30 protein-coding genes and 1 riboswitch are annotated in these 26182 nt (G+C 69.5%); of the genes, 14 read left to right on the top strand and 16 right to left on the bottom strand.

The features are described 5' to 3' along the window. Positions 1–16: 16 nt before the first annotated feature. Complete coding sequence (locus ACIA8K_RS11010; protein WP_396057361.1) at positions 17–1357, bottom strand: ABC transporter substrate-binding protein; 1341 nt, start codon at positions 1355–1357, stop codon at positions 17–19. Between the two features lie 264 nt (positions 1358–1621). On the opposite strand from ACIA8K_RS11010, the gene ACIA8K_RS11015 reads away from it, so the two are divergent. Together ACIA8K_RS11015 and ACIA8K_RS11020 are read left to right on the top strand one after the other, a co-directional pair. Further along, entirely contained in the window at positions 1622–2353 is a 732-nt protein-coding gene (locus ACIA8K_RS11015) for an HD domain-containing protein (protein ID WP_396057363.1), read from the top strand. Positions 2354–2381: 28 nt separating this feature from the next. Then, a complete protein-coding gene (locus ACIA8K_RS11020; protein ID WP_396057365.1) occupies positions 2382–2876 on the top strand; it encodes a TspO/MBR family protein in 495 nt (164 codons plus the stop codon). A gap of 1036 nt (positions 2877–3912) precedes the next feature. Here the strand turns inward: ACIA8K_RS11020 and ACIA8K_RS11025 are convergent. The 6 genes from ACIA8K_RS11025 to ACIA8K_RS11050 form a co-directional block, all read right to left on the bottom strand. Beyond that, positions 3913–4818, bottom strand: a complete 906-nt coding sequence (locus ACIA8K_RS11025) for an MHYT domain-containing protein (protein ID WP_396057367.1) — start codon at positions 4816–4818, stop codon at positions 3913–3915. A 270-nt stretch (positions 4819–5088) separates the two neighbouring features. Beyond that, complete coding sequence (locus tag ACIA8K_RS11030; protein WP_396057370.1) at positions 5089–5241, bottom strand: GPGG-motif small membrane protein; 153 nt, start codon at positions 5239–5241, stop codon at positions 5089–5091. A 93-nt stretch (positions 5242–5334) separates the two neighbouring features. After that, positions 5335–6096, bottom strand: coding sequence for a metallophosphoesterase (locus ACIA8K_RS11035; RefSeq protein ID WP_396057372.1), 762 nt, complete (start codon positions 6094–6096; stop codon positions 5335–5337). Further along, positions 6093–6359 carry a hypothetical protein gene (locus ACIA8K_RS11040; RefSeq protein ID WP_396057374.1) on the bottom strand — a complete coding sequence of 89 codons (267 nt, stop codon included), beginning with the start codon at positions 6357–6359 and terminating at the stop codon, positions 6093–6095. Before ACIA8K_RS11040 ends, ACIA8K_RS11035 begins: the two co-directional genes overlap by 4 nt. Before the next feature lie 15 nt (positions 6360–6374). Next, positions 6375–6989 (bottom strand): nucleotidyltransferase family protein, encoded by a 615-nt coding sequence (locus ACIA8K_RS11045; protein WP_396057376.1) that lies wholly within the window; start codon positions 6987–6989, stop codon positions 6375–6377. An 88-nt stretch (positions 6990–7077) separates the two neighbouring features. Next, complete coding sequence (locus tag ACIA8K_RS11050; RefSeq protein WP_396057379.1) at positions 7078–7839, bottom strand: SigB/SigF/SigG family RNA polymerase sigma factor; 762 nt, start codon at positions 7837–7839, stop codon at positions 7078–7080. A gap of 195 nt (positions 7840–8034) precedes the next feature. Between ACIA8K_RS11050 and ACIA8K_RS11055 the strand changes: the two genes are divergently transcribed. The 4 genes from ACIA8K_RS11055 to ACIA8K_RS11070 all read left to right on the top strand — a co-directional run bounded on the left by ACIA8K_RS11055 (position 8035) and on the right by ACIA8K_RS11070 (position 12018). Beyond that, positions 8035–8730 (top strand): dTMP kinase, encoded by a 696-nt coding sequence (locus tag ACIA8K_RS11055; RefSeq protein ID WP_396057381.1) that lies wholly within the window; start codon positions 8035–8037, stop codon positions 8728–8730. A 144-nt stretch (positions 8731–8874) separates the two neighbouring features. Continuing rightward, positions 8875–9774, top strand: coding sequence for a MurR/RpiR family transcriptional regulator (locus tag ACIA8K_RS11060; RefSeq protein ID WP_396057383.1), 900 nt, complete (start codon positions 8875–8877; stop codon positions 9772–9774). A 492-nt stretch (positions 9775–10266) separates the two neighbouring features. Then, positions 10267–11208 (top strand): RNA polymerase sigma factor RpoD/SigA, encoded by a 942-nt coding sequence (locus ACIA8K_RS11065; RefSeq protein WP_396057640.1) that lies wholly within the window; start codon positions 10267–10269, stop codon positions 11206–11208. 189 nt (positions 11209–11397) lie between these two features. Then, on the top strand, positions 11398–12018 hold the full coding sequence (locus tag ACIA8K_RS11070; RefSeq protein WP_396057385.1) for a DUF6642 family protein: 621 nt from the start codon (positions 11398–11400) through the stop codon (positions 12016–12018). Positions 12019–12075: 57 nt separating this feature from the next. Here the strand turns inward: ACIA8K_RS11070 and ACIA8K_RS11075 are convergent, their stop codons facing one another. Then, positions 12076–13110: an NlpC/P60 family protein gene (locus ACIA8K_RS11075; RefSeq protein ID WP_396057387.1), complete on the bottom strand. Its 1035-nt coding sequence runs from the start codon at positions 13108–13110 to the stop codon at positions 12076–12078. A gap of 9 nt (positions 13111–13119) precedes the next feature. Further along, positions 13120–13259, bottom strand: a riboswitch (cyclic di-AMP (ydaO/yuaA leader). A gap of 818 nt (positions 13260–14077) precedes the next feature. Here ACIA8K_RS11075 and ACIA8K_RS11080 point away from each other — a divergent pair. Next, a complete protein-coding gene (locus ACIA8K_RS11080) occupies positions 14078–14512 on the top strand; it encodes a DUF6232 family protein (protein WP_396057389.1) in 435 nt (144 codons plus the stop codon). Between the two features lie 134 nt (positions 14513–14646). On the opposite strand, the gene ACIA8K_RS11085 is transcribed toward ACIA8K_RS11080, so the two are convergent. Together ACIA8K_RS11085 and ACIA8K_RS11090 are read right to left on the bottom strand one after the other, a co-directional pair. Then, the gene (locus ACIA8K_RS11085) at positions 14647–15471 is read right to left on the bottom strand and encodes a helix-turn-helix domain-containing protein (protein ID WP_396057390.1); all 825 of its coding nucleotides are present in this window, start codon (positions 15469–15471) and stop codon (positions 14647–14649) included. A 107-nt stretch (positions 15472–15578) separates the two neighbouring features. Next, the gene (locus tag ACIA8K_RS11090; RefSeq protein ID WP_396057392.1) at positions 15579–16445 is read right to left on the bottom strand and encodes a helix-turn-helix transcriptional regulator; all 867 of its coding nucleotides are present in this window, start codon (positions 16443–16445) and stop codon (positions 15579–15581) included. Positions 16446–17088: 643 nt separating this feature from the next. Here ACIA8K_RS11090 and ACIA8K_RS11095 point away from each other — a divergent pair. Then, complete coding sequence (locus tag ACIA8K_RS11095; protein WP_396057394.1) at positions 17089–17286, top strand: DUF397 domain-containing protein; 198 nt, start codon at positions 17089–17091, stop codon at positions 17284–17286. A gap of 67 nt (positions 17287–17353) precedes the next feature. Here the strand turns inward: ACIA8K_RS11095 and ACIA8K_RS11100 are convergent, their stop codons facing one another. Together ACIA8K_RS11100 and ACIA8K_RS11105 are read right to left on the bottom strand one after the other, a co-directional pair. Further along, positions 17354–17671, bottom strand: coding sequence for a DUF3817 domain-containing protein (locus ACIA8K_RS11100; RefSeq protein ID WP_396057396.1), 318 nt, complete (start codon positions 17669–17671; stop codon positions 17354–17356). Positions 17672–17710: 39 nt separating this feature from the next. Next, positions 17711–18064, bottom strand: a complete 354-nt coding sequence (locus ACIA8K_RS11105) for a hypothetical protein (RefSeq protein ID WP_396057398.1) — start codon at positions 18062–18064, stop codon at positions 17711–17713. A 97-nt stretch (positions 18065–18161) separates the two neighbouring features. Between ACIA8K_RS11105 and ACIA8K_RS11110 the strand changes: the two genes are divergently transcribed. The 4 genes from ACIA8K_RS11110 to ACIA8K_RS11125 all read left to right on the top strand — a co-directional run bounded on the left by ACIA8K_RS11110 (position 18162) and on the right by ACIA8K_RS11125 (position 20897). After that, complete coding sequence (locus ACIA8K_RS11110) at positions 18162–18905, top strand: MerR family transcriptional regulator (protein WP_396057400.1); 744 nt, start codon at positions 18162–18164, stop codon at positions 18903–18905. 154 nt (positions 18906–19059) lie between these two features. Beyond that, positions 19060–19335 carry a DUF6158 family protein gene (locus ACIA8K_RS11115; protein ID WP_396057642.1) on the top strand — a complete coding sequence of 92 codons (276 nt, stop codon included), beginning with the start codon at positions 19060–19062 and terminating at the stop codon, positions 19333–19335. 354 nt (positions 19336–19689) lie between these two features. After that, complete coding sequence (locus tag ACIA8K_RS11120) at positions 19690–19983, top strand: STAS domain-containing protein (protein ID WP_396057402.1); 294 nt, start codon at positions 19690–19692, stop codon at positions 19981–19983. Continuing rightward, a complete protein-coding gene (locus ACIA8K_RS11125) occupies positions 19983–20897 on the top strand; it encodes an anti-sigma factor RsbA family regulatory protein (RefSeq protein WP_396057404.1) in 915 nt (304 codons plus the stop codon). Before ACIA8K_RS11120 ends, ACIA8K_RS11125 begins: the two co-directional genes overlap by 1 nt. A 66-nt stretch (positions 20898–20963) precedes the next feature. Here the strand turns inward: ACIA8K_RS11125 and ACIA8K_RS11130 are convergent, their stop codons facing one another. Next, a complete protein-coding gene (locus ACIA8K_RS11130) occupies positions 20964–22040 on the bottom strand; it encodes a 3-deoxy-7-phosphoheptulonate synthase (RefSeq protein WP_396057406.1) in 1077 nt (358 codons plus the stop codon). 285 nt (positions 22041–22325) lie between these two features. Here ACIA8K_RS11130 and ACIA8K_RS11135 point away from each other — a divergent pair, with 285 nt between their 5' ends. Beyond that, entirely contained in the window at positions 22326–22523 is a 198-nt protein-coding gene (locus ACIA8K_RS11135) for a hypothetical protein (RefSeq protein ID WP_396057408.1), read from the top strand. Between the two features lie 491 nt (positions 22524–23014). Here ACIA8K_RS11135 and ACIA8K_RS11140 read toward each other — a convergent pair whose 3' ends face one another. Beyond that, the gene (locus ACIA8K_RS11140) at positions 23015–23644 is read right to left on the bottom strand and encodes an MBL fold metallo-hydrolase (protein WP_396057410.1); all 630 of its coding nucleotides are present in this window, start codon (positions 23642–23644) and stop codon (positions 23015–23017) included. Then, on the bottom strand, positions 23644–24732 hold the full coding sequence (locus ACIA8K_RS11145; protein ID WP_396057412.1) for an S-(hydroxymethyl)mycothiol dehydrogenase: 1089 nt from the start codon (positions 24730–24732) through the stop codon (positions 23644–23646). Before ACIA8K_RS11145 ends, ACIA8K_RS11140 begins: the two co-directional genes overlap by 1 nt. A gap of 157 nt (positions 24733–24889) precedes the next feature. On the opposite strand from ACIA8K_RS11145, the gene ACIA8K_RS11150 reads away from it, so the two are divergent. Further along, complete coding sequence (locus tag ACIA8K_RS11150; protein ID WP_396057414.1) at positions 24890–25627, top strand: GAF and ANTAR domain-containing protein; 738 nt, start codon at positions 24890–24892, stop codon at positions 25625–25627. A 65-nt stretch (positions 25628–25692) separates the two neighbouring features. On the opposite strand, the gene ACIA8K_RS11155 is transcribed toward ACIA8K_RS11150, so the two are convergent. Beyond that, entirely contained in the window at positions 25693–25989 is a 297-nt protein-coding gene (locus ACIA8K_RS11155; RefSeq protein WP_396057416.1) for an antibiotic biosynthesis monooxygenase family protein, read from the bottom strand. Between the last annotated feature and the right edge of the window lie 193 nt (positions 25990–26182).

The following is a 26182-nucleotide window of genomic DNA, read 5'->3' on the forward strand; positions in this document are numbered from 1 at the left end:
GGCCGGAACAGGTGCCCTACTTGGGCCAGGAACCCTCGATGTACGAGAGCGTGCTGGCGGTGTCCTTGCCGTTCACCCAGTCGACCATGCCCTTCCAGAACGTGCCCGCGCCGACCGCAGCCGGCATCAGGTCCGAGCCGTCGAAGCGGAACACGGTCGTGGTGTCCTGGAGGATGCCCACGGAGAGCTTGTCGATCGGGTTCTGGACGTTGTTGATGTCCAGCTTCTTGTTCGCCGAGACCCAGTTGCCGAGCTTGCCACGCGAGTTGGCGTGCTCGCCGCTGGCCAGGTACGTCTGCACGGCCTGGACCTCGGGGCGGTCCGCGAACGCCACGGTGAACTCACCGGCGCCCAGGATCGGCTTGCCACCGGCCGCGTCGATCGACGGGAAGTAGAACGCGTAGACGTCGCCGTCCTCGGCCACCTTCGTGCCCTCGGGCCACTGGTTGGCGTAGAACGAGGCCTGGCGGTGCAGCGCGCACTTGCCCTCGAGGATCGGCAGGCCACCCTCCTGGAACGCGGTCGTCGAGATCGACTTCGAGTCACCGAAGCCACCGTTGACGTACTTGTCGTTCTTCAGGATGCTGCCGGCCTTATCGACCGCGGACGCGACCTTCGGGTCGTTGAACGGGATCTCGTGGTTGACCCACTGGTCGTACACCTCGGGCGTGTTCGCCCGGAGCATGACGTCCTCGATCCAGTCGGTGGCCGGCCAGCCGGTCGCGTCACCGGACTCGATGCCCGCGCACCACGGCTTCTCGCCGGTCGCCGCGATCTGGTCGCTGAGCGCGATCAGCTCGTCCCACGTGGTCGGGACCTTGTAGCCCTTCTCGGTGAAGGTCTTCGGCGAGTACCACACGAAGGACTTCACGTTCGACCCGAACGGGGCGCCGTAGAGCTGGCCGCCGACTGTCGCGTACTTCAGCCAGTCCGCCGAGTAGTTCGCCTCGGCCATGGTCTTGGTGTCCGCGCCGACCGCCTTGAGCTTGCCGGCCTCGGCGAAGCGCGCGATCAGGCCCGGCTGCGGGATGAAGGCGATGTCGGGGGCGTTGCCGCCGTCCACGCGCACCTGCAGCTGCGCCTCGAACTCACCGCTGCCCTCGTACTTGATCGTGATGCCGGTGCACTCCGTGAACTCGGCCCACGACTGCTCCAGCAGGTCGGCCTCGGTGTCACGGATCGAGGCGTAGATCGACACCTCGGTGCCGTCGTGCTTGTACTTCTCATAGATCGAACAGTCGCCGGTAGCGGCGGCGTTGTCGTCGTCTCCGCCACCACCACACGCGGCGGCGGTGAGCACCAGCCCGAGAGCACTGGCGACCGCGAGGGCCTGGCGAGGTCCGGAAATGACCGCCATGCCGTCCTCCTTCCTAGCCGGCGGTTAAGGCCTCGAGCCCTTCGCCGGATCCCGTTTCTGTGGGCGTCCTCACATGTAAGCGCTTGCAGGATCTTTAGTCCAGCGGTCCAGTGACCTTGATCGGTAACAATTCAGAAACCTGCCCAGGGCCGTTGACCGCTCTGATGGCACAGGTTCATTCTCGTGGCAAACGAGCGTTTTCGTGGTGATTCGCACCGATAGAGCAGCTATCCTGAGCAGGCAAAGTCGGGTATATGTGGCGCCATGCCCACGGAGATCCTGAAGGCCGAAATCCTGCGCACCATGCCCCTGCACGCCATCACCGAGGTGTACGGAGAGCGCGGTCTGCGCCAGCGCTTCCTCTTCGAACTCCGCCGATTTCCGGACCCGCACCGGCACACGCTCACCGCCGCCCTCGACCTCGCCGCCGACCTGCACCGCGACGACCGCCGGGTCCGCGAGCCCTACCTCAACCACCTGCTCCGGGTGGCGCTGCGGATCATGTGCTACTACCGCGTCGAGGACGTGGACGTGCTCGTCGCCGCGCTGCTCCACGACGCGGTCGAGGACCACCCGTGCGAGCTGGCCGGCCTCCCCGAACCACAGCCGCACGACGTCGCCACCGCGGCCGCGCTCGCGGAGGTGGCCCGCCGCTTCGGGAAACGCGTCGCCGACCTGGTCGAAGCCGTCACCAACCCGCAGTACGACCCGGACCGGGATCGCTACGAGCAGTACCGCGAGCACGTCGCGGAGAGCCTGGAACGCGACCCGTGGGCCCGCATCATCAAGGTCAGCGACTTCACCGACAACGGCGTCGGCATCATCCACACCACAGGCCCGAAGATGGCCTCCAGCGCGCGCAAGTACCGGCCGCTCGTACCGACATTCCGTGCCCTGATCGCCCGCGACGACACGCCGCTCTCCGCCGAGTCGAAGTCGCACATCATGGACCAGCTGGACCTCGCCGAGGAACGATTCGCCGCCATCCTGGATTGACCCCGGAACTCACGGGAACCCTGTGAACATGTCCTCACTAAGCGTTCGCCACTCCACCCACCACGGCCCCGGCCAGTGGCTCGCCCTCGCCGGCTTCGCGCTCGCCGCGTTCGTCACCGCGGCGATCGGCGGCCTCGGCGTCCAAGGCACCGCCGCCGAGTACAGCTCACTGGCCCAGCCCTCCTGGGCGCCCCCGACCTGGCTCTTCGGCCCGGTCTGGTCCCTCCTCTACGCGATGATCGCGCTCGCCGGCTGGCTCGCCTGGCGCCGCGCCGGCTGGACCACCGCGCTCACCGTCTACGCCGTCCAGCTGGTCCTGAACGCGATCTGGACCCCACTCTTCTTCGGCGCCGGCCAGTACGGCCTCGCCCTGGTCGACATCGTGCTGCTCTGGCTCTCGATCGCCGCGGTCATCGCCCTCTTCCGCCCCATCTCCCGCCCGGCCACCCTCCTCCTGGTCCCCTACCTCCTCTGGGTCACCTACGCCACCGCCCTCAACGCCGCCATCTGGTCCATGAACTGACCCAACCCCACGAACCCCTTCTTCCCACTCCCGCCGGCGTCCGGCCCGCATGCTCCCGCGGGCAAACCTCGGGCCGGGCTCCGCTGGCGCTCCGCACGTCCCTCGGAGCCATCCCCGCGCCACCCAAACACCCCCACCCACTTCCAACCCGCCACCGGCTATCACGCCCCGTCTCGCGTCTCGCGTCTCGCGCCATGGGTCTCGCGCCATGGGTCTCGCGCCATGGGTCTCGCGCCATGGGTCTCGCGTCTCGCGCCATGGGTCTCGCGTCTCGCGCCACGGGTCTCGCGTCTCGCGTCTCGCGCCATGGGTCTCGCGCCATGGGTCTCGCGCCATGGGTCTCGCGCCATGGGTCTCGCGCCATGGGTCTCGCGCCATGGGTCTCGCGTCTCGCGCCACGGGTCTCGCGTCTCGCGCCACGGGTCTCGCGTCTCGCGCCACGCGCCACGCGCCACGCGCCACGCGCCACGCGCCACGGGTCTTGCGCCACGGGCCTGGCGCCACGCGCCTAGCGCCACGCGCCACGGGTCTCGCGCCACGCGCCGCTCGTAACGCCCACGCGCCACGCGCCACGCGCACGCCCATGCCCATGCGCCATGGGTCACGGGCTACGCGTCAGGCGTCACGCATCACGGGCCACGCGCTACTCGTAAACGCCACGCGCCACGGTCGTCCGCTATCGCGTCCGCCAGGCTGACCGCGTCCGCGCTTCTCCGCCCGGGATTTCACGCAACGCGTCCCCGCTCACCGTGATCCTGCGCCTAAGTGATCAATCAGTGGAGCGAAAGATAGATCCACAGCGCTAGTTGACCTAAATTCCGCTCCGCTGATTGATCACTTAGGCGTGAGGTCTTCAACGCCTGGATGCTTTATGCGGAAATTTCCGGCACCGAGGGCCGGGCCCGCAGGCGGCACCGAGGGTCGGGCCCGCAGGCTGGCTCCGAGCGACGAGCGGAGCGCCAGCGGAGCCCGACGCGAGGTTTGCCCGCGGGAGCATGCGGGCGGGACCCCGACGAGGGCGGGAATGTCTGGATTTTCAGGTTCGGGCTCTGTTGGCTCCGGCGGTGGCGGCTGCGGCGGCCGAGGACGTGGCCAGGCGGTCGACGGCGGGGGCGGGGGGAATGACGGGGTCGGTTTCGCGCATCGACCAGGTGGCTTCGGCGTGGGTGCCGTGCGGGGTCGGGGGGAGGGTGAGCGCGCCGGCGGAGAATTCCTCCTGGGTCATCGCCTGGAGGCCGCTGAAGGCCATGCCGATCAGCGCGGCGGCGGCCATGAGCGTGATCGGGATGAGCAGCGTGTAGGGGCTGAGGCCCTCGACGTGGGCGCGGCCGTCGTTCCAGAGTTCGACGCTCATGGCGGCCATGCCGGTGTAGTGCATGCCGGTGACCGCGATGCCCATGATGGTGGCGGCGGCGATGATCGGCCCCCAGCCCTTGATCGAGACGGTGAACCAGAGGGCGACGGTGGCGGCGACCACGGCGATCAGGCAGGACGCCGTGACAAGTGCGGGGTCGTAGTGGATGACGCCGGCGACGCGCATGCCGCGCATGCCTGTGTAGTGCATCGCGACCACGCCGGCGCCGGTGAACACGCCGCCGGTGAGGGTCCGCCGGACGGTACGGGGGCCGAAGCCGACCACGAACAGTCCGAAGCCGACGGTGCCGACCGCCATGGCGGCGCTGGCCAGCGTGAGGCCGATGTCGTAGCGGACCGGGCTGGCGGGGACGTCGAAGCCGAGCATCGCCATGAAGTGCATGAGCCAGATGCCGGTGCCGCCGATGGCGAACGCGGCGATGACAAGCCACCGGGCGCGCCGGCCGCGGGTCCGTGACTCCCTCGCCCTGACCGTGCAGGCGAGGCCCAGCAGCGAGCCGAGGAACGCCATCAGGAAGGACACGATCGGGTTGAACGCCCCGTGGGTGAAATGGTGGACTTCGGCCATCGCTCGGCACCTCGACATATAAGACCCGATCGGACATCCGGGTCACTCGGCCGAGATTCAGTCATATCCGTGCGAATGCCTGTCGCACTGCGCGTCCGTTACCCCCGATGGGGATCGTGCGCCGCATCGATGCCGGTCATGGACGCGAAACCGGGGTCGTCGCGATGGGACCGGCCAGTCGGGGGAGGACTCCGGTCCCGGTGTGCGACGACCCCGGGGGTACAGGTTGGAGGGGGGTTGGAGGGAAGGGTACGAGCGATGAGAGCCGGCTTACGTGAAGAGGCTGACGCCACCCGGGCCGACGAGCAGGCCGACCACGATGAGGACGATTCCCCAGAGAATCTGCCGCCGGACGAGAGAGACGACACCGGCGACGACGAGCACCACGGCCAGGATCCACAGAAGCGTGTCGAAAGCAGTCATGACAGCTGTGTACCCGACCGCCGAAAATCCAAAACGTCGTTTTGAGCAGCGAAAAGGCGGCCCGTAGGCCGCCCTCCCGGATAGATCGTTTTCTCAGTGCCCGGCATGGGCCAATGTGGACCCTGCGCTCTCCGTGTCCTCGTCCGCGAGCAGGTGGTAGACGCTGTACGCCTGCTTGATCACGGGGTGGGCCACGTTCCGGACCCGGACGCCACCGGGGGTGGTGCCCCGCTCGGTGCCGTGGTGCGCGTGCCCGTGCAGCGCCAGCGCGACGCCGGCCGAGTCGATCGCCTGCCCGAGCTGGTAGCAGCCGAGGAACGGATAGATCTCCAGCGGCTCGCCGACGAGTGTGTCCGGCACCGGTGCGTAGTGCGTCAGCGCGACCTTGACGTCGCAGTCGAGCGCGTGCAGCGCCTCGGCCAGCGACGCGGCGATCTTCTCGGTGGTGCCGACGAACGCCTTCATCTCCGGCTCGCCGAAGTTGCTCGCGCACTTACCGGCGAACCCGCCGCCGAAGCCCTTCACACCGGCCACGCCGAGTAGCACGCCGCCGATGTCAAGCACGGTCCCGGTGCCCTCCAGCACTGTGATGCCGGCGTCGACGAGCACGCGGGTGACCGCATCCGGCTGATCGGACTGGTGGTCGTGGTTTCCGAGCACCGCGATCACCGGTACGCCAAGCCCGCCGAACTCGGTGGCGACGTGGCGGGCCTCCTCCTCGGTGCCGTGCCGGGTCAGATCGCCGGCCAGCAGCAGCACGTCCGCCTTGTTCGGCAGTTCGTCAAGCGCGGGCCGGTACCGCCCGACGACGTCCTTGTCGATGTGCACGTCGCCGACGGCGGCGATCCGGATCACGACAGCTCCTCCGCCTCTGCCGGGGCGCCCGCGCGGGTCAGCCCGATGTCCACCGAGAGGTCGATGCCCGGGAACTGCTCCCGGACCAGCCGGACGATGTCGTCACGGCGCTGGACGCTCTCCACCTCGCCGCAGAGCACAAGCATGTGCTCGCGGCGGGAGACGGTCAGGCCCTGTTCGGCGATCCGGCCGTCCTCGGTCAGCATGCGCTGCACCTCGGCCTCGACGTACTCGTCAAGCGGCCGGTTGGTGTCGACGTTCATGTTTTCACCTGCCCTTTACTGAGTTGCGGCGAGCCGGAGCGTGCCTCGCTGTCCGGGCGTCTCCGGTCCGGTCTGTTCCGTGGCGACCACGTCGAGCCGGTCCAGCAGGACCAGGAACGCCTCCGCGTACGGCGAGTCCGCGGTCTCCTCGCGTACCCGTGCCCAGTCGATCTGCTCCCGGAGCGACCGGGCGACCGGCAGGCCGCGCGCGAAGTCGCAGTAGTGCTGGGAGAAGCTGAGCAGCTTGTGGATCATCAGCTGGGTCGCGGAGATGCACGGCATCTGGATCGCGTCCACCGGCCGGACCACGGAGTCGGCAAGCGTCTCGTCCGTCACCGGCGCCTCCACCGGGCGGAAGATGAGGTCCACCATCCGGCCGTCGTCGTAGACCTTGACCAGCCAGTCCTCCGGCGGGCGCTCGCTTGTGAAGCCCGCGGCGGTCAGCTCCTCGAGCGCCCGGTCCACGTCCTGCTCGCGAATCATGAAGTCGACGTCGTGGTCGCTGGAATATCCCCCGTGCGCGTAGACCGCGAAGCTCCCGCCCAGCGCGAACGGCACGTCCGCCTGCTTGAAGATGGCGGCGACGCGCTTGAGGGTGTTGACCAGCCCGGCGTCCACCCGGTACGGCATGGCGATCTCCCGTCGGTGAGTGTCGGTGTGACCTGCACCTACCCGTGACGATGCCGCCTCACACCCGGGAACGGGGCGAAACGGGCACTCAGAGTGCGTCGCCGAGCTGTCCCCGCAGTGTGGTGAGCGCTCGGGCCAGCAGCCGGGAGACGTGCATCTGGGAGATGCCGACCCGGTCCGCGATCTGTGACTGGGTCAGGTTGCCGTAGAAGCGCAGCGTGAGGATGCGCTGCTCACGCGGGTCCAGATCGGCCAGCGCCGGGCCGAGCGCCACCCGCAGTTCGGCCGCGGCAAGCTCCTCGTCTTCGGTGCCGAGCAGGTCGCCGAGCTCGGCGCCGCCCTCACCGGCCGGGGCGGAGAGCGAGACCGCGTGGTACGCCTGCGACGCCTCCAGCGCTTCGAGGATCTCCTCCTCGCCGCGGTCCAGGTGCGCGGCCAGCTCCGCCACGGTGGGGGAGCGGCCCAGCCGGTGGGTGAGCGTGGCGCTCGCATCCGACGTGGCGGCGCGCAGCTCCTGCAGTCGGCGGGGCACGCGGACGTCCCAGCAGCGGTCGCGGAAGTGGCGCTTGATCTCGCCGGCGATGGTCGGGATCGCGAACGCCGAGAACGGGACGCCGCGGCCGGGGTCGTACCGGTTGACCGCCTTGATCAGCCCGACGGTCGCGACCTGGTCCAGATCCTCGCGCGTCTCGCCCCGGCCGGCGAACCGGTTCGCCAGGTGGTGGGCGAGCGGGAGCCAGGCCTCGATCACCTCGGCCCGCACCCGCGCGCGGTCGGGATGCCGTTGTGGCAGGTCGGACAGGGTGGCGAGCAACTCGGCGGCGCGATGACGGCGTTCCGGGGGTGTCACGATCGCCTCCCCCTCACGGGGCTGGAGAATCGTTTCGCTTATGGCAAGCAACTTTAGTCCGAAAGAACAGTGGAAATCTAGCCGAAAGGATGATAGAAATCCCGCCCAATTTGTGACTATTAAAACATGATATGGGGATATAACGTATTCTCGTTCATGGCGAAAAGATGCGTGGACTCGCTACCGTTCACCGGTATGGCGCCGATCATTGATTCCAGACGCGACGACGACCCGGGACGACCCCCACGATTCATCGCACTGATCGGCGTCGACGGCTCGGGAAAGACCACGCAGGCACACCGCCTCGCGGACGCGCTCACCGACGCCGGTCTCCCCGCCTCCTACCTGCAGAACGCGGGCGGCCGGGCCTGGTTCGGCAAGCTCGCGCACCGGCTCGGCGGCAGCGACGCGCAGGGCCTCTTCGGGCGGCACGGCTGGCCGGTTGTCGAGTCCGTGCTCCGCTGGCTCGCGATCGCCCGCGCGCTGGTCCGCATGCGCCGCCGGGACCGGATCGGCGTGATGGACCGCTACAGCTACTGCCAGTACGCGAGCATCCGCACCCAGCTCGGCCACGGTCGTTTCTCCGAGCGGGTGGCGCGCTTCGCCTACGGCCTGTTCCCCGCGCCGGACCTGACGCTGCTGCTTGTGGTCAGCCCCGGCTCGGCGTACCGCCGGATCGAGGCACGTGGCACCGACCACGAGACCATCGAGTACCTGACCAGGGCATCCGCCGCCTACGCCTCGCTTCCGGAACACGAATCGTTCGTGCTGATCGACGGCGACGGCACCGAGGACGAGGTGGCCGCCGCGATCCTTGCCCAGCTGCGGCCCTGGCTGCCGGCACCGGTGCTGCCCCTGCCGAGCCCGGAGGCCGAGACCGCGGCGGTGTGAGAAGCGGTGACCTCCGCCACCCGGTCGGCCGCCGCTGACCGGGTGCTCACCCGAGGTCGCCCGTTCCGCCGAAGGTTTCCCCGCAACAGGCACGGTGCGGCAGGTTTCGTTGACGGGCACGAAACGCCCGAAGAGACTCGGACGGTGGTGAACTCGCCGGGGCTGATCGTGCACATCAACGCGCTTCTGCCCTCGCTGTCACCGGCGGAGCAGCGCGTCGCGCGGATGGTCGTGGCGGACCCGGCGGACGCGGCCGGGCACACCATCACGCACCTGGCCACCGCTGCGGAGACCTCAGAGGCCACGGTGATCAGGTTCTGCCGGTCGGTCGGCATAGCCGGGTACCCGCAGCTGCGCATCCGGCTCGCTGCGGAGGCCGCGGAGGCGGCCACCCGCGGGCGCTTCACCGACGATCGGGTGGCGTGCGGCGAGATCCCGCCGGACGCGGACCTGGCCCGGATCGTGGCCACCATCGCGTTCAACGAGGCGCGGGCCGTCGAGGAGACCGCGGCCCAGCTCGACCTGACCGCCTGCGAGCGGGTGGTGGACGCGGTGGACGCGGCCGGCCGGATCGAGGTCTACGGCATCGGGTCGAGCGGCTGCGCGGCGCTTGACCTGCAGCAGAAGCTGCACCGGATCGGCCGCAGCGTCGCCTACCAACCCGACCCGGAGGCCGCGCTTGTCGCCACCGCGCTGCTCGCCCCCGGCGACGTGGCGATCGGCATCTCGCACAGCGGTGCCAGCGCGGGCGTGCTCGACGTGCTCACGCAGGCGCGCCAGCGGGGCGCGGTCACTGTCGCCCTGACGAACTTCCCCCGGTCGCCGATCGCGGACGTCGCCGATCTCGTGCTGACCACCGCGACGCGGGAGACGACCTACCGCGCGGGCGCGCTCGCCGGCCGGCTCGCACAGTTGATGGTCGTCGATTGCCTCTTCGTCGGCGTGGCTGTCCGTAACCGGAAAAGGGCTGGACAGGCGCTGGTGGCGGCCGATGAGGCGACCGCCACTCTGCGCGCGCCTGGAGCGCGCGGAAAGACCCGCTGAGCTGCGCTGATCTTGCGCTCGTGGGGGTGGCGGCGCACTTCCGGTCCGCCGGAAACGGCGTTGCGGACGGGAAGGTTCCCTGGTGAGCTGAACCCTCGGATCACGTTTCCCGTATGTCTGGGTGACAGGGATCGCAGAGGGCCAGTGAGCTGGGTCGCTGCGACTCAACTGTCCCGGATGGTGTGATTTGACGGGGCAAGGGTATGCACCCGTCGAGCGCATCGACCGGCCGGTTTCACGAAGCATTCCCCAGGACCAGCCGACCTGATTTCAGGAACTACGCATCGCGCTCACAGCCAGGATTCAGGCACTCGTGACAGTTTCGATCGTACGACGACGAGATTCCAACCGAGTGCCGGAATCAGCCGCGGGTGTCCGCTGTTGTGCAGGTGGCACCGCTGGGGTACTGCGGAGATTACCGGGAAGGGCCCGATGAATACAGGGACGGCCCGCAAGAAGGCAAATGGGGTCAACGAGGGGACCGTGGGCGACATGGAAAAAAGCATGGTGTTGCGAACGGATGAGGTTGCCGAGGAGCGCGACCTCGTCGGAGTCTACCTGCACGAGATCTCCCGGACACCTCTGCTCGACGCAGCGCGTGAGGTCGACCTCTCCAAGGCGATCGAGGCGGGCCTTTACGCCGAGCACCTGCTCGACACCGATGAGCTTCCGAAGGGCGTTGCCCGCGAAGACCTCGAGCGCGTGGTCACCGACGGCGGCCGTGCGAAGGACGAGTTCATCCGCGCGAACCTCCGGCTCGTGGTCTCGATCGCGCGGCGATACGTGCGGTCCGGCATGCCGATGCTCGACCTGATCCAGGAGGGCAACACCGGCCTGGTGCGCGCGGTCGAGAAGTTCGACTACGAGCGCGGCTACAAGTTCTCGACGTACGCCACGTGGTGGATCCGCCAGGCGATCAGCCGGGCCATCGCGCAGCAGGAGCGCACCGTGCGTCTCCCCGTCCACCTGGTCGAGGACGTCAACCGCATGCGCAACGTCACCCGCCAGCTCACCCGTGAGCTCGGCGCCGACCCGGAGCCGGCGCAGATCGCGGCCTCGCTCGGCGTGACCGTGGAGCGCGTCGGTGAGCTGATCCGCTGGTCGCAGGACACGGTGTCGCTTGACACCCCGGTCGGCGACGACGGCGACACCAACCTCGGCGACCTGGTCGCCGACTCGGACGCGCCCTCGCCGGAGGAGATCGTTCTCACCGGCCTGGAGCGCCAGCGCATCGAGGGCCTGCTCAACCACCTGGACGACCGCTCCGCGGGCATCATGCGGGCGCGGTACGGCCTCGAGGACGGGCGCGAGCACTCGCTGACCGAGGTGGCCTCGCGGTTCTCGCTCTCCCGCGAGCGGATCCGCCAGCTGGAGATCCAGGCGCTCGGCCGGCTCCGCGAGCTGGCCCGCGCGGAGGGCCTCCAGGCCGCCTAGCGACAATCCCACCCCGACACCCCTCGGTGGTACGACACGAACCGGCCGGTCCCGATCACGGGGCCGGCCGTTGCGTTCGTCACTGTGCACGCTGGGCGGCACGCCGCTCACCGCGCGCGCGATGGGCACGGCGGCGCGGGGTGGGTATGGTCGCCTGCGGGTACGAATCCACAGCTCGGGGGAGGCCATGTGGCGCGCGGCGGCATCTTCTGTGTCGAAGGGCAGTGGCACCGGGACCTGTACGAACGAGGCTCGGTCATTCCCACCCTGGAGCTGTTGGAGCGCCTGCGCCGGATCCGGTTCATCTACCGGGACGTGGCCACGCCGGAGGAGCTGAGCTACTTCCTGGACCGGTGGCTGCTGAAGCAGTACAGCGACTACCGGGTGGGCTTCTTCGCGATGCACGGCGAGCCGGGCCGGCTCTGCCTCACCGACAAGTCCACGGTCGAACTGGACGACGTCGCGGAGCAGCTGGCCGGGCGGTGCCAGGACAAGCGCCTCTACTTCGGGTCCTGCTCGGTGCTGAAGGCCTCGGACGCGGTGCTGCAGGACTTCCTGGACGTCTCCGGGGCCGCGATGGTGTGCGGCTACACCCGGGAGGTCGACTGGGTGGACTCGGCCGCGTTCGAGACCGTGCTGCTTGACGTGCTCGCGAACGGCGCGCTTGTGAACGCGGCGGAGAAGCGGATGGGGTCCGGCCCCTGGCGGGAGCTGGCGGCGTACCTGGGCTTCCGGATCGTCTACGCCAACGGGCGCACCTGGCGGCCCGGCACGCGGCCCCGGGTGCCCGCACAGGCGACCGTGGCCTGACTGACGTGAAACAGGGCGGGGAGCTCGCGCTCCCCGCCCTGTCGTCGTCCTGTGGTGCTATCTGACCCGGCCGTACCCGTACGGCGGCATCATGTTCACCGGCGCGACCGAGACCACGTCGCCCGGCGTGGGAGCGTGGATCACCTTGCCGTTGCCGATGTAGAGGCCGACGTGCGCCAGGCTCCGGTAGAAGACCGCGTCGCCGGGCTGCAGCTGGGAGGCGGAGATGTGCGCCATCGCGTTCCACTGCATCGCGGCGTTGTGCGGAAGCGACTTGCCGGCCTTCGCCCAGGCAGACTTCACCAGCCCGGAGCAGTCGAAACCACCCGGGCCCGCGGAGCCGTAGATGTACGGCTTGCCGAGCTGGGCGTAGGCGAACTGCACCACGGCGCTCGAGCCGGCGGGTGCGCTCGGCGCCGTGCCGCCGCCCCCGCTGTTGTTGTTACCGCCGCCCCCGCTGTTGTTACCGCCGCCGCCGGTGTTGTCGGGGGCGGGCGGCGGCGGGGTGGCCTCGGCCTGCTCGCGGCCGTACGCGGCCTTGCGCATCGAGTAGAGGTTCTTCAGGTCGCCCTCGATGGCGCCGGCCCGCTTGTTGATCTCGTCGCGCTGCGCCTGCTGCTTCTTCTCGGCGGCGTCGAGCTTCGCCTTCTCCTCGGCGTACTGCGCTGAGGTGGCGGTGTACGTGGCGACCTGGGTGTTGCGGGTCTCGGCGACCTGCTCCAGCACGCTGAGGCCGGTGACCAGGTCCTTGCTGTCGGACAGCTCCAGCAGCGTGCCGGCGTCACCGAACCGGCCGGACTTGTACGCCCGGCTGGCCAGCTGACCGACGACCACCTTGCCGTCCTTGAGCTGGGCCTCCAGCGCGACGGTCTTCTCGCCGAGCTGCTTTGCCGCCGCCTGGGTGGCCTTCAGCTCTTCGTTGATCTTGTTGTAGGACTCGATCACGACCTCCAGCTCAGTGGCGGCCTTGTCGATCCGGGTCGTGAGTTCGGCGCTGGACGGGTCGGCGTGGGCGGCGGAGGTCGGGGCCAGGATGCCGACCGCCATGACCGCCAGCGCGACGGTGCGCAGAATCGCACGCGAAGCTGACAACGGGGTGAGCCCTTCTTCCGTGCCGCCTACCGGGTTAGCTGACGGATTCGGGCCAGAAGGTCGCCCTACCGCGCGAGCGCGGATTCACCCCGGTGGGACCTGTGGGTCCCCGGTTCGCCACGACGCCGTTCGCGAGGCCGGGCCAGATGGGCCTGGCATGGCCTGCGTCAAGCGGGTTCGGGAGGAGCGGCGCGGGGAGCGCCACCGTCCGGTATCCGGGCGATTCGGCGGCGCCGGGCTGGCGTCAATCCGGGGGGAGTGACTGTAGACCAGGTCCGGCGGAACCCACGGTAACGACCAATGGGGAGGATCGAAAGGGTGACCGTAGTCATTCGCGTGCTTTCGCCGGTTATTAGGCAAATATCGTGATAGCGGAGCGTAGCTGCGCGATATCCCCGCGTCATTGCCACGGAAGATCGTGGCCGTCTGGGTCCCAAAAGTGCGATTGGCGAGTATTTACGGGAGCGAGCCGGCCCGCTTTGCGGACAAAAGCGGCTGAAAGTGCCCGGATTGCGCGGCTCAACCCCGCTCTGACGGGTGGAAAACAGCCACCTGGCAGATTGCCCTCTTCCCATTTGTGGCGGGCGGTTGGGAGTATGGCGAGTGGGGAGGTCTCAGGGTTTTCCCGCAAGGGCAGCGGTTCTTCTTGCAGGAATGACCCGGCGATTTTCTCCGGCGCGCGCTGAGCTCAAAAGCGGTTTTCGGAGTCGCACCCACGAGTTCGGAAACCGGCCTCTGTTTCAGATCACTGTCTCGGGGGCGGGGGAGTTTCCACGACGACGCGGTGTGGTGGACCGGCGGCAACCGGATTTCACCACCCGCGATCGCCGTAAACAACAGACCAACTCCAGAGAGCCGCAGGAGGACTCGGATGGAGAATAGCGCTCGTTACTCGCCGCGTTCAACCCGTCGCTACGCATCTCCCGGCAATGCGCCACACAGCAGGGTCTCGTTCGACGCGGCCTCCGTGATCGTCACCGACCAGTACTTCGAGGTCGGCGGCCGACGGTGGCCGACAAGCGAGCTGGCCGGGCTGCGGACCGTGCGCGGTCCGTTCGACCCGCTCACCGTGCGTGCGGTCGCCGCTTCCGGAGTGAGCCTGCTGGCCGTTTTCGCGGCGCTCAGCTTCGGGAACGGCCTGCACGCGCTCGGCCCGGCGGCCTACGTCGTCATGGGGGCGGCCGCGTTCGTGCCGATGCTGCTCGGCGTGGTCGGCAACCGCGCCAGGCCGCGCGTCTTTGAGCTCTGGGGGGATTACCGGGGCATGAGCGTGCGGCTCTTCGTCAGCGACAGCGAACGACAGTACGGCCAGGTGTCGCGTGCACTGGTGCGCGCACAGGAGGTGGCGAGGCTCGGTGGCGTCAGTGCGCCGGTGTCGTCGATCAATCCGTACGCCATGTAAGTCAACGCAGGATGTCCGTGCCCTTGTGACAATGACCGACCGGGGTGTGGCGGCACGACACCACCCTTTCAGATAACCGTCCGAGGAGATCGGGGGCGCGCCTACCAAGGCGTGTCCCCGATCATCTGTGCCGGTTACCCGGGATCGTCCACGATCTGCTTTATCCAGGCCAGCGACTCGTCCGGATCAAGCGACTTCGCCCGCAGCTCGCGGAACATGTCGAGATAGGGGCGGACTTCCTCGGGGCGGTCGATCACCTCGTCGGAGACCGCGTTCTCGACGTACATCACGTCCTCGTCCGCCGGGTCCGGGAACTGGAGGATCGTGAACGGCGCCACCACCGGCGGCGGGCCCGCACTGAACGGCAGCACCTGGATCGTGATGTGCGGCGCCGTGCTCAGCGAGACCAGGTGGCTGAGCTGCTCCGGCGCCTGTTTGTGCGCCTGGGCGATCCGGTGCAGCACCGCCTCGTCGATGATCGCGATGATCTTCGGCGGGCGGGTCTTGTTCAGAATCTCCTCCTGCCGCTTCAGCCGCACGTCGATCCGGGTGTTCCGGTCGCCGGTCGGCAGCGGCGGCGTGCTGCGGGCCGCGTAGTCCCGGGTCTGCAGCAGCGTGGGAAGCGTGGTCGGCGCGAAGTAGAGCACCTCGACGCTCTCGTCCTCCAGGCCGATGTAGGCGTAGTAGGACGGGTTCACCCGGTCGCGCAGCGTCGACCACCAGGTGCGCAGCCGGGAGTTGCGGGCCAGCGAGAGAAGCTCCTCCACCCGGTCCGGCGCGGTGATGCCGTAGAGCGCGGCGAGCGCGCGGGCGTCGATCGTGGAGATGCCGACCGTGCCGGCCTCGATCCGGATCACCTTCGACAGCGACCAGTCCATCGCGGCCGCCACGTCGCCGCGGGTCTGTCCCGCGGCCTCACGCGCCGCCTTCAGCGCGTGGCTGAGTCGTCGCCGGCCCATCGAGGGCCCCTGCCGGGCGGCCGTCCGCCGCGCCGGCCGTGATCCGTGGCCCGGGTCTTCGCTCTGGTCGTGTGTCATCGCGTAACCGCATCCGCCTATATGTGCCCTCAGGCCATCTCGGTGACCATTTTGTTGATCATGGCGAGCGACTCGCTGGGGTCTAGTGCGAGCTTCTGCAGTCGGGCGAAGGTCTGCCGGTAGGTCTCGACCTCCGCGGGGTGGTCGACGAGCGCGACGGTCGGGGTGGTCTCGATGTAGACGACGTCCGGCGTGCCGGCCTCGAAGGAAAGCAGGTTGAACTGCCCGGTCGCGCCGTAGCTTTCCGCGGTGAACGGCAGGATCTGCAGCGTGACGTGGTCTTTCGCGCCGTCCGTGAGCAGCCGCTCCAGCTGCTCGCGGAGCACTCCGCTGCCGCCGATGTGCCGGTGCAGGTTCGCCTCGTCGAGGATCACCTGAAGCGTGGGCGGGACCGGCCGGGAGAACAGCTCCTCCTGGCGGCGCAGGCGCAGCCCGACGCGGGCTGCCACATCGTCCGCGTCGACCTGGGAGGGGACGGCGGCGCTGATGTAGGCCCGCGCGTACGACTCGGTCTGCAGCAGGCCCGGCATGCCGATCGGCTGGAAGACGCGCAGCGCGCCGGCCTCCGCCTCCAGCCCGACGTAGTCGTAGTAGGCGCGCTCGCGGTCGAAGATCTCGCGGTACTGCACCCACCAGCCGCGCTGACGGGCCAGCCGGGCGAGGCCGAGCAGCTCCGCCACCGTGTCCGGCTCGACGATCCGGTAGTGCTGGAGCAGCGCCTTCAGATCATTCGTCGAGATGGAGACCGTGCCGGCCTCGATGCGGATCAGCTTGGAGAGGGACCAGTCCATTGCCTCGGCGGCCTGCTCCTGGGTCAGACCGGCTGCGTCGCGAGCCGCACGCAGCCGCGCCCGTAGTTGCCGCCGGCCGCCCGAAGGGCCGTGGGCGGTGGACATGGCGCCTCCTTGCGCTCACGGGCACTCGCCCGCTGTGACGGCCGCTACTTTACGGCCGCCCGGGCCGTGCCATGTAAGGCACCGGCCGATCAGTGTCGCCCGGTAGACCTGATATTGCGGTGCGCGTGCTGTTTGTTGAACGCATCTGCCACCCGGCAGGTCTTTCACGTCCATCTGCCACCTGGCAGGTCTTTCCGTCCATCTGTCACCTGGCAGGTCTTTCACGTACCTCTGCCACCTGGCAGTCGTCGCCTGGCAGTTGCCACCTGGCAGATGGCTCCCTGTCAATGAGCCAATGACACAGAGGTTACTCGCGCGTGGATACATATTCCAGGCCGGAAGGGTCGGGAACCCCGGTCACGCGATCGAGTCTGAACCGGATTGCGTGAGCTGGGCGTATTCGACGGTAACCGAGTGACGGCCGCACCGTTTGTCACGGAGAGTGCGGGTAAGGGCGCGGGACTGGTCTTGGTCAGGGACTCGGCGAGACGTTAGGCTCGCGCGGGCATCTGTCCGATCGCGTGTTCAACGCGCGGTTGGTCCCTTTTGCTCGAATCCAGCATTCATGCAGCAATTGTTCATTTAGTGCGATATTTTTCGATCGTGCGCGGCCAACGTTGCCCGCGCCGGACTGGAGTGACAAATGATCACGTCGACCGCGGATGCGATGGCGTGGCGGAAGAGCAGCCGCTGCGAGTCGCACACCTGCCTCGAGGTGGCTGAGGCGCCCGGCGGCCGCATGGCGGTTCGCAACTCGACCCGCCCGGAGCTGAACATCAGCTTTGAGGGGCCGGCGTGGCAGGCCTTCGTCAGCACGGTGCGTAACGGAGACCTCGGCTAGTCCCAGGCATTCATAGACGAAGCCGCCCGGCGAGCTGATGCTCGGCCGGGCGGTCGTGTCTTCACCGTCAGCGCGACGCCGGCGTGACAGCGGCCGGAAGCCAGCGCGTCGTCACGACCCGCTCCGCGTAGAAGGACAGGAACGGGACCGTGCCGGCCAGCATCACCAGCACCATGCGTTTCGGCTGCCAGCCCGCCCGGCGGCCCAGGTCGAACGCGGCCACCAGGTAGATCATGTAGAGGAAGCCGTGCGCCGGGCCGATGGTCTGCACCACGACCGGCTGGTCCCACAGGTACTTCAGCGGCATGCCGATCACCACGAGCAGGATCAGCACGACACCGACGATGTACGCGATCGTCCGATAGCGGATCAGCGCTCCGCGCACCGCTGCCTTCCCTTCATCCGGCACGTCGGCCGGGGTTCGTCACTGATCTTCAGGGGGCCTGGCCGGGCCGTAGGCGGAGCGGCCGGTGGCGCGCTGCACCGCGGCCGTGCGCACCGGTCGCCGTACCCTCAGCTGGTGTGGATCTTCTGGCTCCTGGGCGGGCTTCGCGGCCGGCGGGAGGTCGCGGCGCAGCACGGCGCGGGCCTCACGCGCCCAGAGGAAGATCACGAAGGCGGCGAAGACCGGCCACTCAAGCATGTAGCCCCAGCTCGACGGGTTGCCGCCGGCCTCGGCGCGGGACAACTGCCACCAGCCCAGCGCGAGGAACGCGATCACGAGCAGCACCGTGCCGAGGTGGACCGCGATCCACCGCGGGGTCAGGAGCCGCTTCATGACAGCGAGCGTACCGAAGTCCCTCAGCATCTCCGACGCAGCGTCGTAGACAGTCGAGCTTGCGCTTGACGCTACGTCAACTCGTAGCGTCATTCCGGTGAGCTGGTCGACCGCACAGGTGGCACGCATCGCCGGGGTCTCCTCCCGGACGCTGCGGCATTACGACGACATCGGCCTGCTGCGGCCGGCCCGGGTGAGCTCGGGCGGGCTGCGGCACTACGAGACGGAACAGCTGCTCAGGCTGCAGCAGATCATGCTGCTGCGCGAGCTCGGCCTGAGCCTGGAGACGATCGGCGCCATCGTCTCCGGCGAGGCCGACCGGATCGGCCGGCTCCGCCGTCACCATCGGTGGCTGATCGAGGAACGCGACCGGTTCGACCGGCTCGCGGACACGGTCAGGGCCACCATCAGCCAACTGGAAGGTGGGGAAGAGATGAGCACGGAACAGCTCTTCGAGGGCTTCGACGCGGACCGGCAGGCCCGCTACGAGGCGGAGCTGGTCGAGCGGTACGGCGAGGGCGCCGCCACGGCCATCGCGGAGTCCAAGCAGCGCACCGCCGGCGGCCGGGCCGGACTGCAGCGGGAGTGGACCGACCTGGAGGACCGCCTGGTGGCGCTGCTCGGCTCCGCGCCCGAGTCCGCCGAGGTCCAGGCCGTGATCGCGGATCATCACCGATGGATCGCCAGGCAGTGGACGCCGGACCGGGAGTCGTACACCGGGCTGGGGCGGCTCTATGTCGAGAGCCCGGACTTCAAGGCTCGGTTCGATGCGCGGGACCCCCGGCTGGCACCGCTGCTCCGCGACGCAATCGCGGTATATGCGCAGGTCAACATGGAATAGGGTTTGGCGGAGCGGTGATCGGGCAACCCCCAGGACACGAGGAGAGGGGCTTACGATGACCGACTCAGTGCGCCATGGCGACGGTTCGCCGTCGGGGTCCGGCACCGCGTTCCACCCGAACCCGGACCGGCCGCCGGCGCCGGAGCAGACGCCGCTGCCGGACCCGGCGAGTCCCGAGCAGCGGGTGGACGAGTGGGGCGGCGACCAGACCCCCGACGACCAGACGCCCGGCGTGGACCCGGCCGACCTGTCCGACGAGGACCTGATCCGCGAGGTGGCAAGCCTGCACCGGACCCGGCTGGACACGCTCCGGCACGCGTCCGACGCGGCGCTCGCCACCCACCTGCGCCGGACCGCCGACCTGGAGACCGAGTACCTCACCCGGCACCCGGGCCGGGAGGTCGACCCGCATCGGCTGCGGAACGGCTGATCTGTGATTCGTGATACATCGGGCTCAGGAACACCACCCGGTGGTCGAAGGTTAGGTCAGGTGTCGGTGTGCTCAGTGTCCCCGGGCCTCACCTATTAGCCTTCGCGGAATACCGTTCGGCTGGAACCGCGTCGCGCCATTCGCCGCGAGGCGACCGGCACACCGACACCCTTCTTCACCACACGCCCCGCCGGGCTTACCTGGCGGGGCGTGTTCGTTGTGTGCTCCTCGTCGCTGTATCCGCGGCCGGGTCCGCACCTCTTCGTTCTGAGTACAACGGACCGGTTGGGTGATATCGGGCAGGACGTCCCGGCTTAGAGTCGCAGACGTCGGACGGGAAGAGGTGGCACGGCAGTGGGGCTACGGATCGAGTCGTCCGACGGGGGACTGCGGCTGGTCGGGGTAGCGGACCTCGGCACGCGCGCGGTGCTCGACCAGGCGCTCACCGGTGTGCCGCCCCACGCCGACCTGCACCTCGAACTCGCCCAGCTCGCCTTCATCGACGTCCGGGCCGTGGCCGCGCTGGTGGCCGCCGCCGGGCGTCTCGATGCGGGCCGGCGGCTCGTGCTGCACGACCCGCCACCCGAACTGCTGCGCATCATCGACGTGATGTGGGGCCGGCCCAGAACGATCGAGGTGCACACCTGATGACGCTCGCCCACCACGGGTTCCTCTACCGCGACGTGGCGGAGTACCTCGCGGGCACGCTGCCGTTCATCACCGGCGGACTTGACCGGGACCTGCCGGTGCTGGTCGCGGTGCCGCGGCCGCGTCTGGACCTGCTGCGCGACACGCTCGGCGACGACGCCGCGCGGGTCCGGCTGGTGGATCTGGACGAGTCGGGGCGCAACCCGCACCGGATCATCCCGTGGGTGCTGCGGGCGTTCACCGAGGAGCACGCGGGGCAGCCGGTACGCATCGTCGGCGAGCCGATCTGGCCGGGCCGGGCGCCCGAGGAGATCCCCGGCTGTGTGCAGCACGAAGCGCTGATCAACGTGGCGATGGCGGACTCGGACGCGGAGGCGCTCTGCGCGTACGACGCGGACGGCCTGCACCCGGGCGTGCTGATGTACGTGCGCCGGACCCACCCGACCATGCTCGAGGACGGCGAGGCGCGGGTGATCGGCGGCTACGCGGACCCGCTCGCCACTGTCGCGCTGCTCAACCAGCCGCTGCCGGAGCCGGCCGGGCCGGTCGACGAGGTCGGGTTCGGCGTGGACACGCTCGGCGCGGCGCGGGCGCTGGCCGGCGCGCAGGCACGGGCCGCGGGGCTGACCCCGGAACGCGTCGTCGACCTGCAGTTGTCCGTCAACGAGATCGCCACGAACACGGTGGAGCACGGCGGCGACGGCGGCACGGTGCGCGCCTGGCAGGACGGCGGGCGGGTGATCTGCGAGGTGCGCGGGCCCGGCGAGATCACCGACTGGATGACGGGCCGGATCCGGCCCCCGGACGCGAGCCCGCGCGGGCGGGGACTACTGCTTGCGAACCGGCTCTGCGACCTGGTGCAGACCTACACCAGTCCGTCCTCGACCGTGACACGGCTGCACATAAGGGCGTGAGCCGGGGCCGGTGGGCCCCGGGCAGCGCAACTGTCGGCCTTCGTGTGGCCTGGGTAGAGTGAACTGTCAGCCGACGGCAACCGCCGCACGGCGGGCCGCGGCCGCGGTGGCAAGCGAGTCCAGCACCGTCTCGGTCTGCTCCCAGCCCATGCAGGCGTCGGTGACCGACTGGCCGTAGGTAAGCTCCCGCGTCGGGTCCAGCTCCTGCCGGCCCGGCTCCAGGAACGACTCCAGCATCACACCGGAGATGCCGCGGTTACCGGCCGCGAGCTGCTCCGCGATGTCCGCGGCCACGAGCGGCTGACGGCGGTGGTCCTTGCCGCTGTTCGCGTGGCTGGCATCGATCACCAGGCGCTCCGGCAGGCCGGCCTTGCGCAGCAGCGCCAGCGCGCCGCCGACCGAGTCCGCGTCGTAGTTCGGCCCGTCGTTGCCGCCGCGCAGCACCAGGTGGCAGTCCGCGTTGCCGCGGGTGTGCAGGATCGCCGGCGTGCCGGACATCGCGATGCCGGGGAACACGTGCGGCACACTTGCCGCATTGATCGCGTCGATCGCGGTGCTGATCGCGCCGTCCGGGCGGTTCTTCATGCCGATCGGCATCGACAGGCCGGACGACAGCTGGCGGTGCACCTGGCTCTCCACAGTGCGCGCCCCGATCGCGCCCCAGGCCACGGTGTCCGCGATGAACTGCGGGGTGATCGGGTCGAGGAACTCGCAGCCGACCGGCAGGCCCAGCTCCAGCACCTGCAGCAGCAGCTGACGGGCGATCCGCAGGCCGGTGTTGACGTCGCCGGAGCCGTCAAGCGCCGGGTCGTTGATCAGGCCCTTCCAGCCCACGGTGGAGCGCGGCTTCTCGAAGTAGACGCGCATCACCACAAGCAGGTCGCCGGAGAGCCGCTCCGCGACCGGGCGCAGCCGGCGGGCGTAGTCGAGCGCGGCGGCCGGATCGTGCACCGAGCACGGGCCGACCACGACCAGCAGACGATCGTCCTCGCCGTCCAGGATGCGGGCGACCGCGCGACGCCCCTCGACGACCCGGTCGGCCAGCTCGTCGCTCAGCGGCAGGTGATGGTGAAGCAGGTCCGGGGTCATCAGCGGAACGACCTTGTCGATCCGCTGGTCGGTGACCCGTCGTGAGGACGTCATTGCAGTTTTCCTCTCACCGGCCCGATCCAGGGCCGGTGACCTGGAGAGCCGGGCAGCATCTATGGCATGCGAAAAGGGCAGGGAAGAAGCTCCCTGCCCCGGCCGGCTCTCTGAAGGCTTGTTGGTGACGTCAGACCATGGCTGAGTCACCGGCGCTCAGGGCCGGCCACCCAAACCAATAAAAGGACTTCGTCACGCCGGAGAGCCTACCGCGTCCCGCGGCGCCCGTCTCCCATCAGGGTCGCGATGGTGACTGAAAACGCTTCGGCTGGGTACGCAGCGGAGATGAGTGATCGGGTGGAGAGCCGGGCGGCAGCACTGCTGCCCGAAGAACGAAGCGTCGGCAGCGACAACGTCGAGGCGCAGGCCGGGGAGATCCTCCTCGAGTCCGACGAGCGCACGGCCGAGGCATCCGCGGCTCCCGGCGGTTCGGTCGAGCACCGCACGTCCGTCGAGGCCGCCTCCGAGGAGCCGCCGGACTGAGAACCAGATCAGATTCCGAATTTTCCCACTCTGTGGATGGTCCGGCCCGCACGCTCCCGCGGGCCGGCGGCCCCGCGCCCGGTCCCGCCCAGAGCAGGACCCTCGCAGGTGCCGCTCGGTGGCGATGGCCGCGCGCCCCGCGGGGGTTCTCCCGGACGGTAATGCCCGCGGCGGAAGGCCGGAGATCGACTGACCGTATATGCGACAACAACGTTATGGCGCGCTCAAAACGTTGTTGCCGCATACACGGTCGGTGCTCTGGCGTGCGGCGGGGTGACTTATGGGGAAAAGTCGGACAGCCGGTGAGCGCAGGGTGTGGTGAGGGGTGTCGGGGTGGCGGCCGCGGTGGGGGTTTCGGGACCACGGCGGGAGTGGCGGCCCGCGGGAGCGTGCGGGCTGGACCGTCCACAGAGTGGGTAAATGTGCTTCTGGCTCTGGGTTTTGGCTGGCCGCGCGGGTCGTGAAGGGCCCGCGCGGCCGGTGTCGTGCGGTCAGTTGCCTCGGGTGATCCACTCGGTGAGGTGGGGGGCCTCGGCGGCGATGGTGGTGCTGTCGCCGTGACCGGTGTGGACGGTCGTGGCGGGCGGCAGCGTCAGGAGCTTGGTACGGATCGAGTCGATGATCGTGTCGAAGCTGCTGAAGCTGCGGCCGGTCGCGCCGGGGCCGCCCTGGAAGAGCGTGTCGCCGGTGAAGACGACGTCGAGGGCGGGTACGTGGAAGCAGCAGGCGCCGGGCGCGTGGCCGGGCGTGTGCAGCACGTGAAGCGTGACGCCGCCGACCTCGATGGCCTGACCGTCCGCGAGTCGCCCGTCGATCGCCGTGTCCGGGTGGGTGAGCTGCCAGACCACCAGGTCGTCGGGGTGCAGCCAGATCGGGGCGCCGGTCGCCTTCGCAAGCGCGGGAGCCTGACGGACGTGGTCGTCGTGGGCGTGCGTGGCGAGGATGGCCTTGACCGTGCGGCCGCCGACGGCCTTGAGGATCGCGTCGACGTCGTGCGGGGCGTCGATCACCACGCACTCGGTGTCGTCGCCGAGTACCCAGACGTTGTTGTCGACGTCGAACGTCTGGCCGTCCAGGCTGAACGTGCCGGAGGTGACGGTGTGATCGATGCGGGCCGGCATCAGAAGATCACCACCGAGCGGAGGACGTCGCCGCGGTGCATCTTGGTGAACGCCTCCTCGACCTGCTCCAGGCCGATCTCCTCGGAGACGAACGCGTCCAGGTCCAGGCGGCCCTGGCGGTAGAGCTCGGTGAGCATCGGGAAGTCGCGGGTGGGCAGGCAGTCGCCGTACCAGCTGGACTTGAGCGCGCCGCCGCGGCCGAACACGTCGAGCAGCGGGATCTCCGGGATGGTCATCTCCGGCGTGGGCACGCCGACCAGGACCACGGTGCCGGCCAGATCACGGGCGTAGAACGCCTGCTTCCAGGTCTCCGGGCGGCCGACCGCGTCGATCACCACGTCCGCCCCGAAGCCGCCGGTCAGCGCCTTGATCGCCTCGACCACGTCGCCCTCGCGCGCGTTGACCGTGTGGGTGGCGCCGAAGCCCTTCGCCCACTCAAGCTTCCGGTCGTCGGTGTCCACCGCGATGATCGTGGTCGCGCCGGCAAGTGCCGCGCCGGCCACCGCGCCGTCGCCGACGCCGCCGCAGCCGATCACCGCGACCGAGTCGCCCCGCTGCACGTTGCCGGTGTTGATCGCGGAACCGATGCCGGCCATCACGCCGCAGCCGAGCAGCCCGACCGCGGCCGGGCGGGCCGCCGGGTCGACCTTTGTGCACTGGCCGGCCGCGACGAGCGTCTTCTCGATGAACGCGCCGATGCCGAGCGCGGGGGAGAGCTTCGTGCCGTCCTCAAGCGTCATAGGCTGGGTGGCGTTGTGGGTGGCGAAGCAGTACTGCGGCTTGCCCTTGCGACAGGCTCGGCAGTCGCCGCAGACCGCGCGCCAGTTGAGCACCACGAAGTCGCCCGGCTTGACCTCGGTCACGCCGGCACCGACCGACTCGACAGTGCCCGCGGCCTCGTGGCCGAGCAGGAACGGGAAGTCGTCGTTGATGCCGCCCTGCTTGTAGTGCAGGTCCGTGTGACAGACCCCGCAGGTCTGAATCTTCACCACCGCTTCGCCGGGACCCGGGTCCGGGACGATGATCGGGACGAGCTCCACCGGGGCGTTCTTGGCCCGGGCGATGACGCCGCGCACTGTCTGGTTCACGCTGCCTACCTCCGTCGTCGTTTTTCGCGGTCAATCCGTAACACAGCGATCTTGGAAATCGGGGTCTCTTCGGGGGAAATAATCGCGTCGTCCCCGGCTGCGGAATCGGCCACTGATCGGCCCTGCGCGGAGCCCGGACCGCTGGTAGCGTGGCCGGGTGAATTTCGCCGTCGAGGATGGGGCTGATGCGCCCGGACCGCATAGCGTCGAGCTTGTCGGACTCCTGCACGAGCTCACCGCCATGCTGCTGCGGGCCCGCGAGATCGAGTCCGCGCTCGCCGACCTGGCCCGCTTCACGGCGTTCGCCGTACCCGGCGTCGCCCGCTGCTCAGTCCTGCTGATCACCGAGGGCCGGCCCGCCGTCTCCGCCGCCTCGGAGAGCAGCCGCCGCAAGATCGACGACGCTCAGCAGGACGAGGGCGCCGGTCCCTCGCTTGACGCGCTGCGCACCCGCGAGCCGGTGATCAGCGACGACCTCACGCTCGACCCGCGCTGGCCCGTCCTGCAGCCCGCGGCGGTCGGCGCCGCCCTGCACACCGCGATAGCGCTCCCGCTCGACGTCAGCCGCGACGCGGTCGGCGCGCTCACCGTCTACTTCACCGACCCGGACGCCTCCGCCCCCGGCCGGATGGTCGCCGCCATGGCGATCGCGGGTCAGGCGGCGCTCCTGCTCGGCGAGATCCTGCGCCGTGCCGGTGAGCAGCCCGCCGCCGCCCCCGAGCCGTCCGACGCCACAGTCAACCACGCGGTCGGCCTGATCATGGCCCAGCGCGGCTGCGGTCCCGCCGAGGCTTACGAGGTCATCGACGAGACCGCCACCCGTCTGGCCGTCAGCCCGCGCGTGGTCGCGGAACGCCTGCTCGAGACGGCCCAGCGCCGCTCGGCCGCCACCTAGGACGGCGCGCCATACGGCCGTAGGAAAGCGCCGAACACGCCCGGGAGCCGGCCTGGCGGCAGCGCCTAGGCCGACTGCACGACCTCGAACTCGAGCAGGCTGGCGCCGGCGGCCACCGGACGGGCGCGCTCACCCGCGTGCGCGGCGCGGCCCGACCCCTGGGCCCACTCCTGGTAGTCCTCTTCGCTCTCCCACTTCGTGTAGACGAAGTAGCGCGTCTCCCCGCTCACCGGGCGCAGCAGCTCGAAGCCGAGGAAACCCTTCGAGCCCTCCACCGCACCCTGCCGCGCCGCGAACCGCTTCTCCAGCTCCGGCCCGGCGCCCTCGGGAACGTCGATTGCGTTGATCTTCACAACAGCCATGCCCTCAGCCTAGGCGCTGTATCGGTGTGGGGGTCGGAGCGAGGCGCGGTCCAGGGGTCGCCTGGGCCTCGCCGCAGCCCGGCATCCCACGTCGATACAGCGCCTAGGACCCCGGCGGCCGCACCCGGAGCGCCACCGGGGGTGAAAGACCGCAGCCGGCCCGGGGAACGGGCCGGCTGCGGTTTTCGGTGAC

Origin of the sequence: Catenuloplanes sp. NPDC051500 (assembly GCF_044454585.1) — a bacterium.
Classification (GTDB): domain Bacteria; phylum Actinomycetota; class Actinomycetes; order Mycobacteriales; family Micromonosporaceae; genus Catenuloplanes.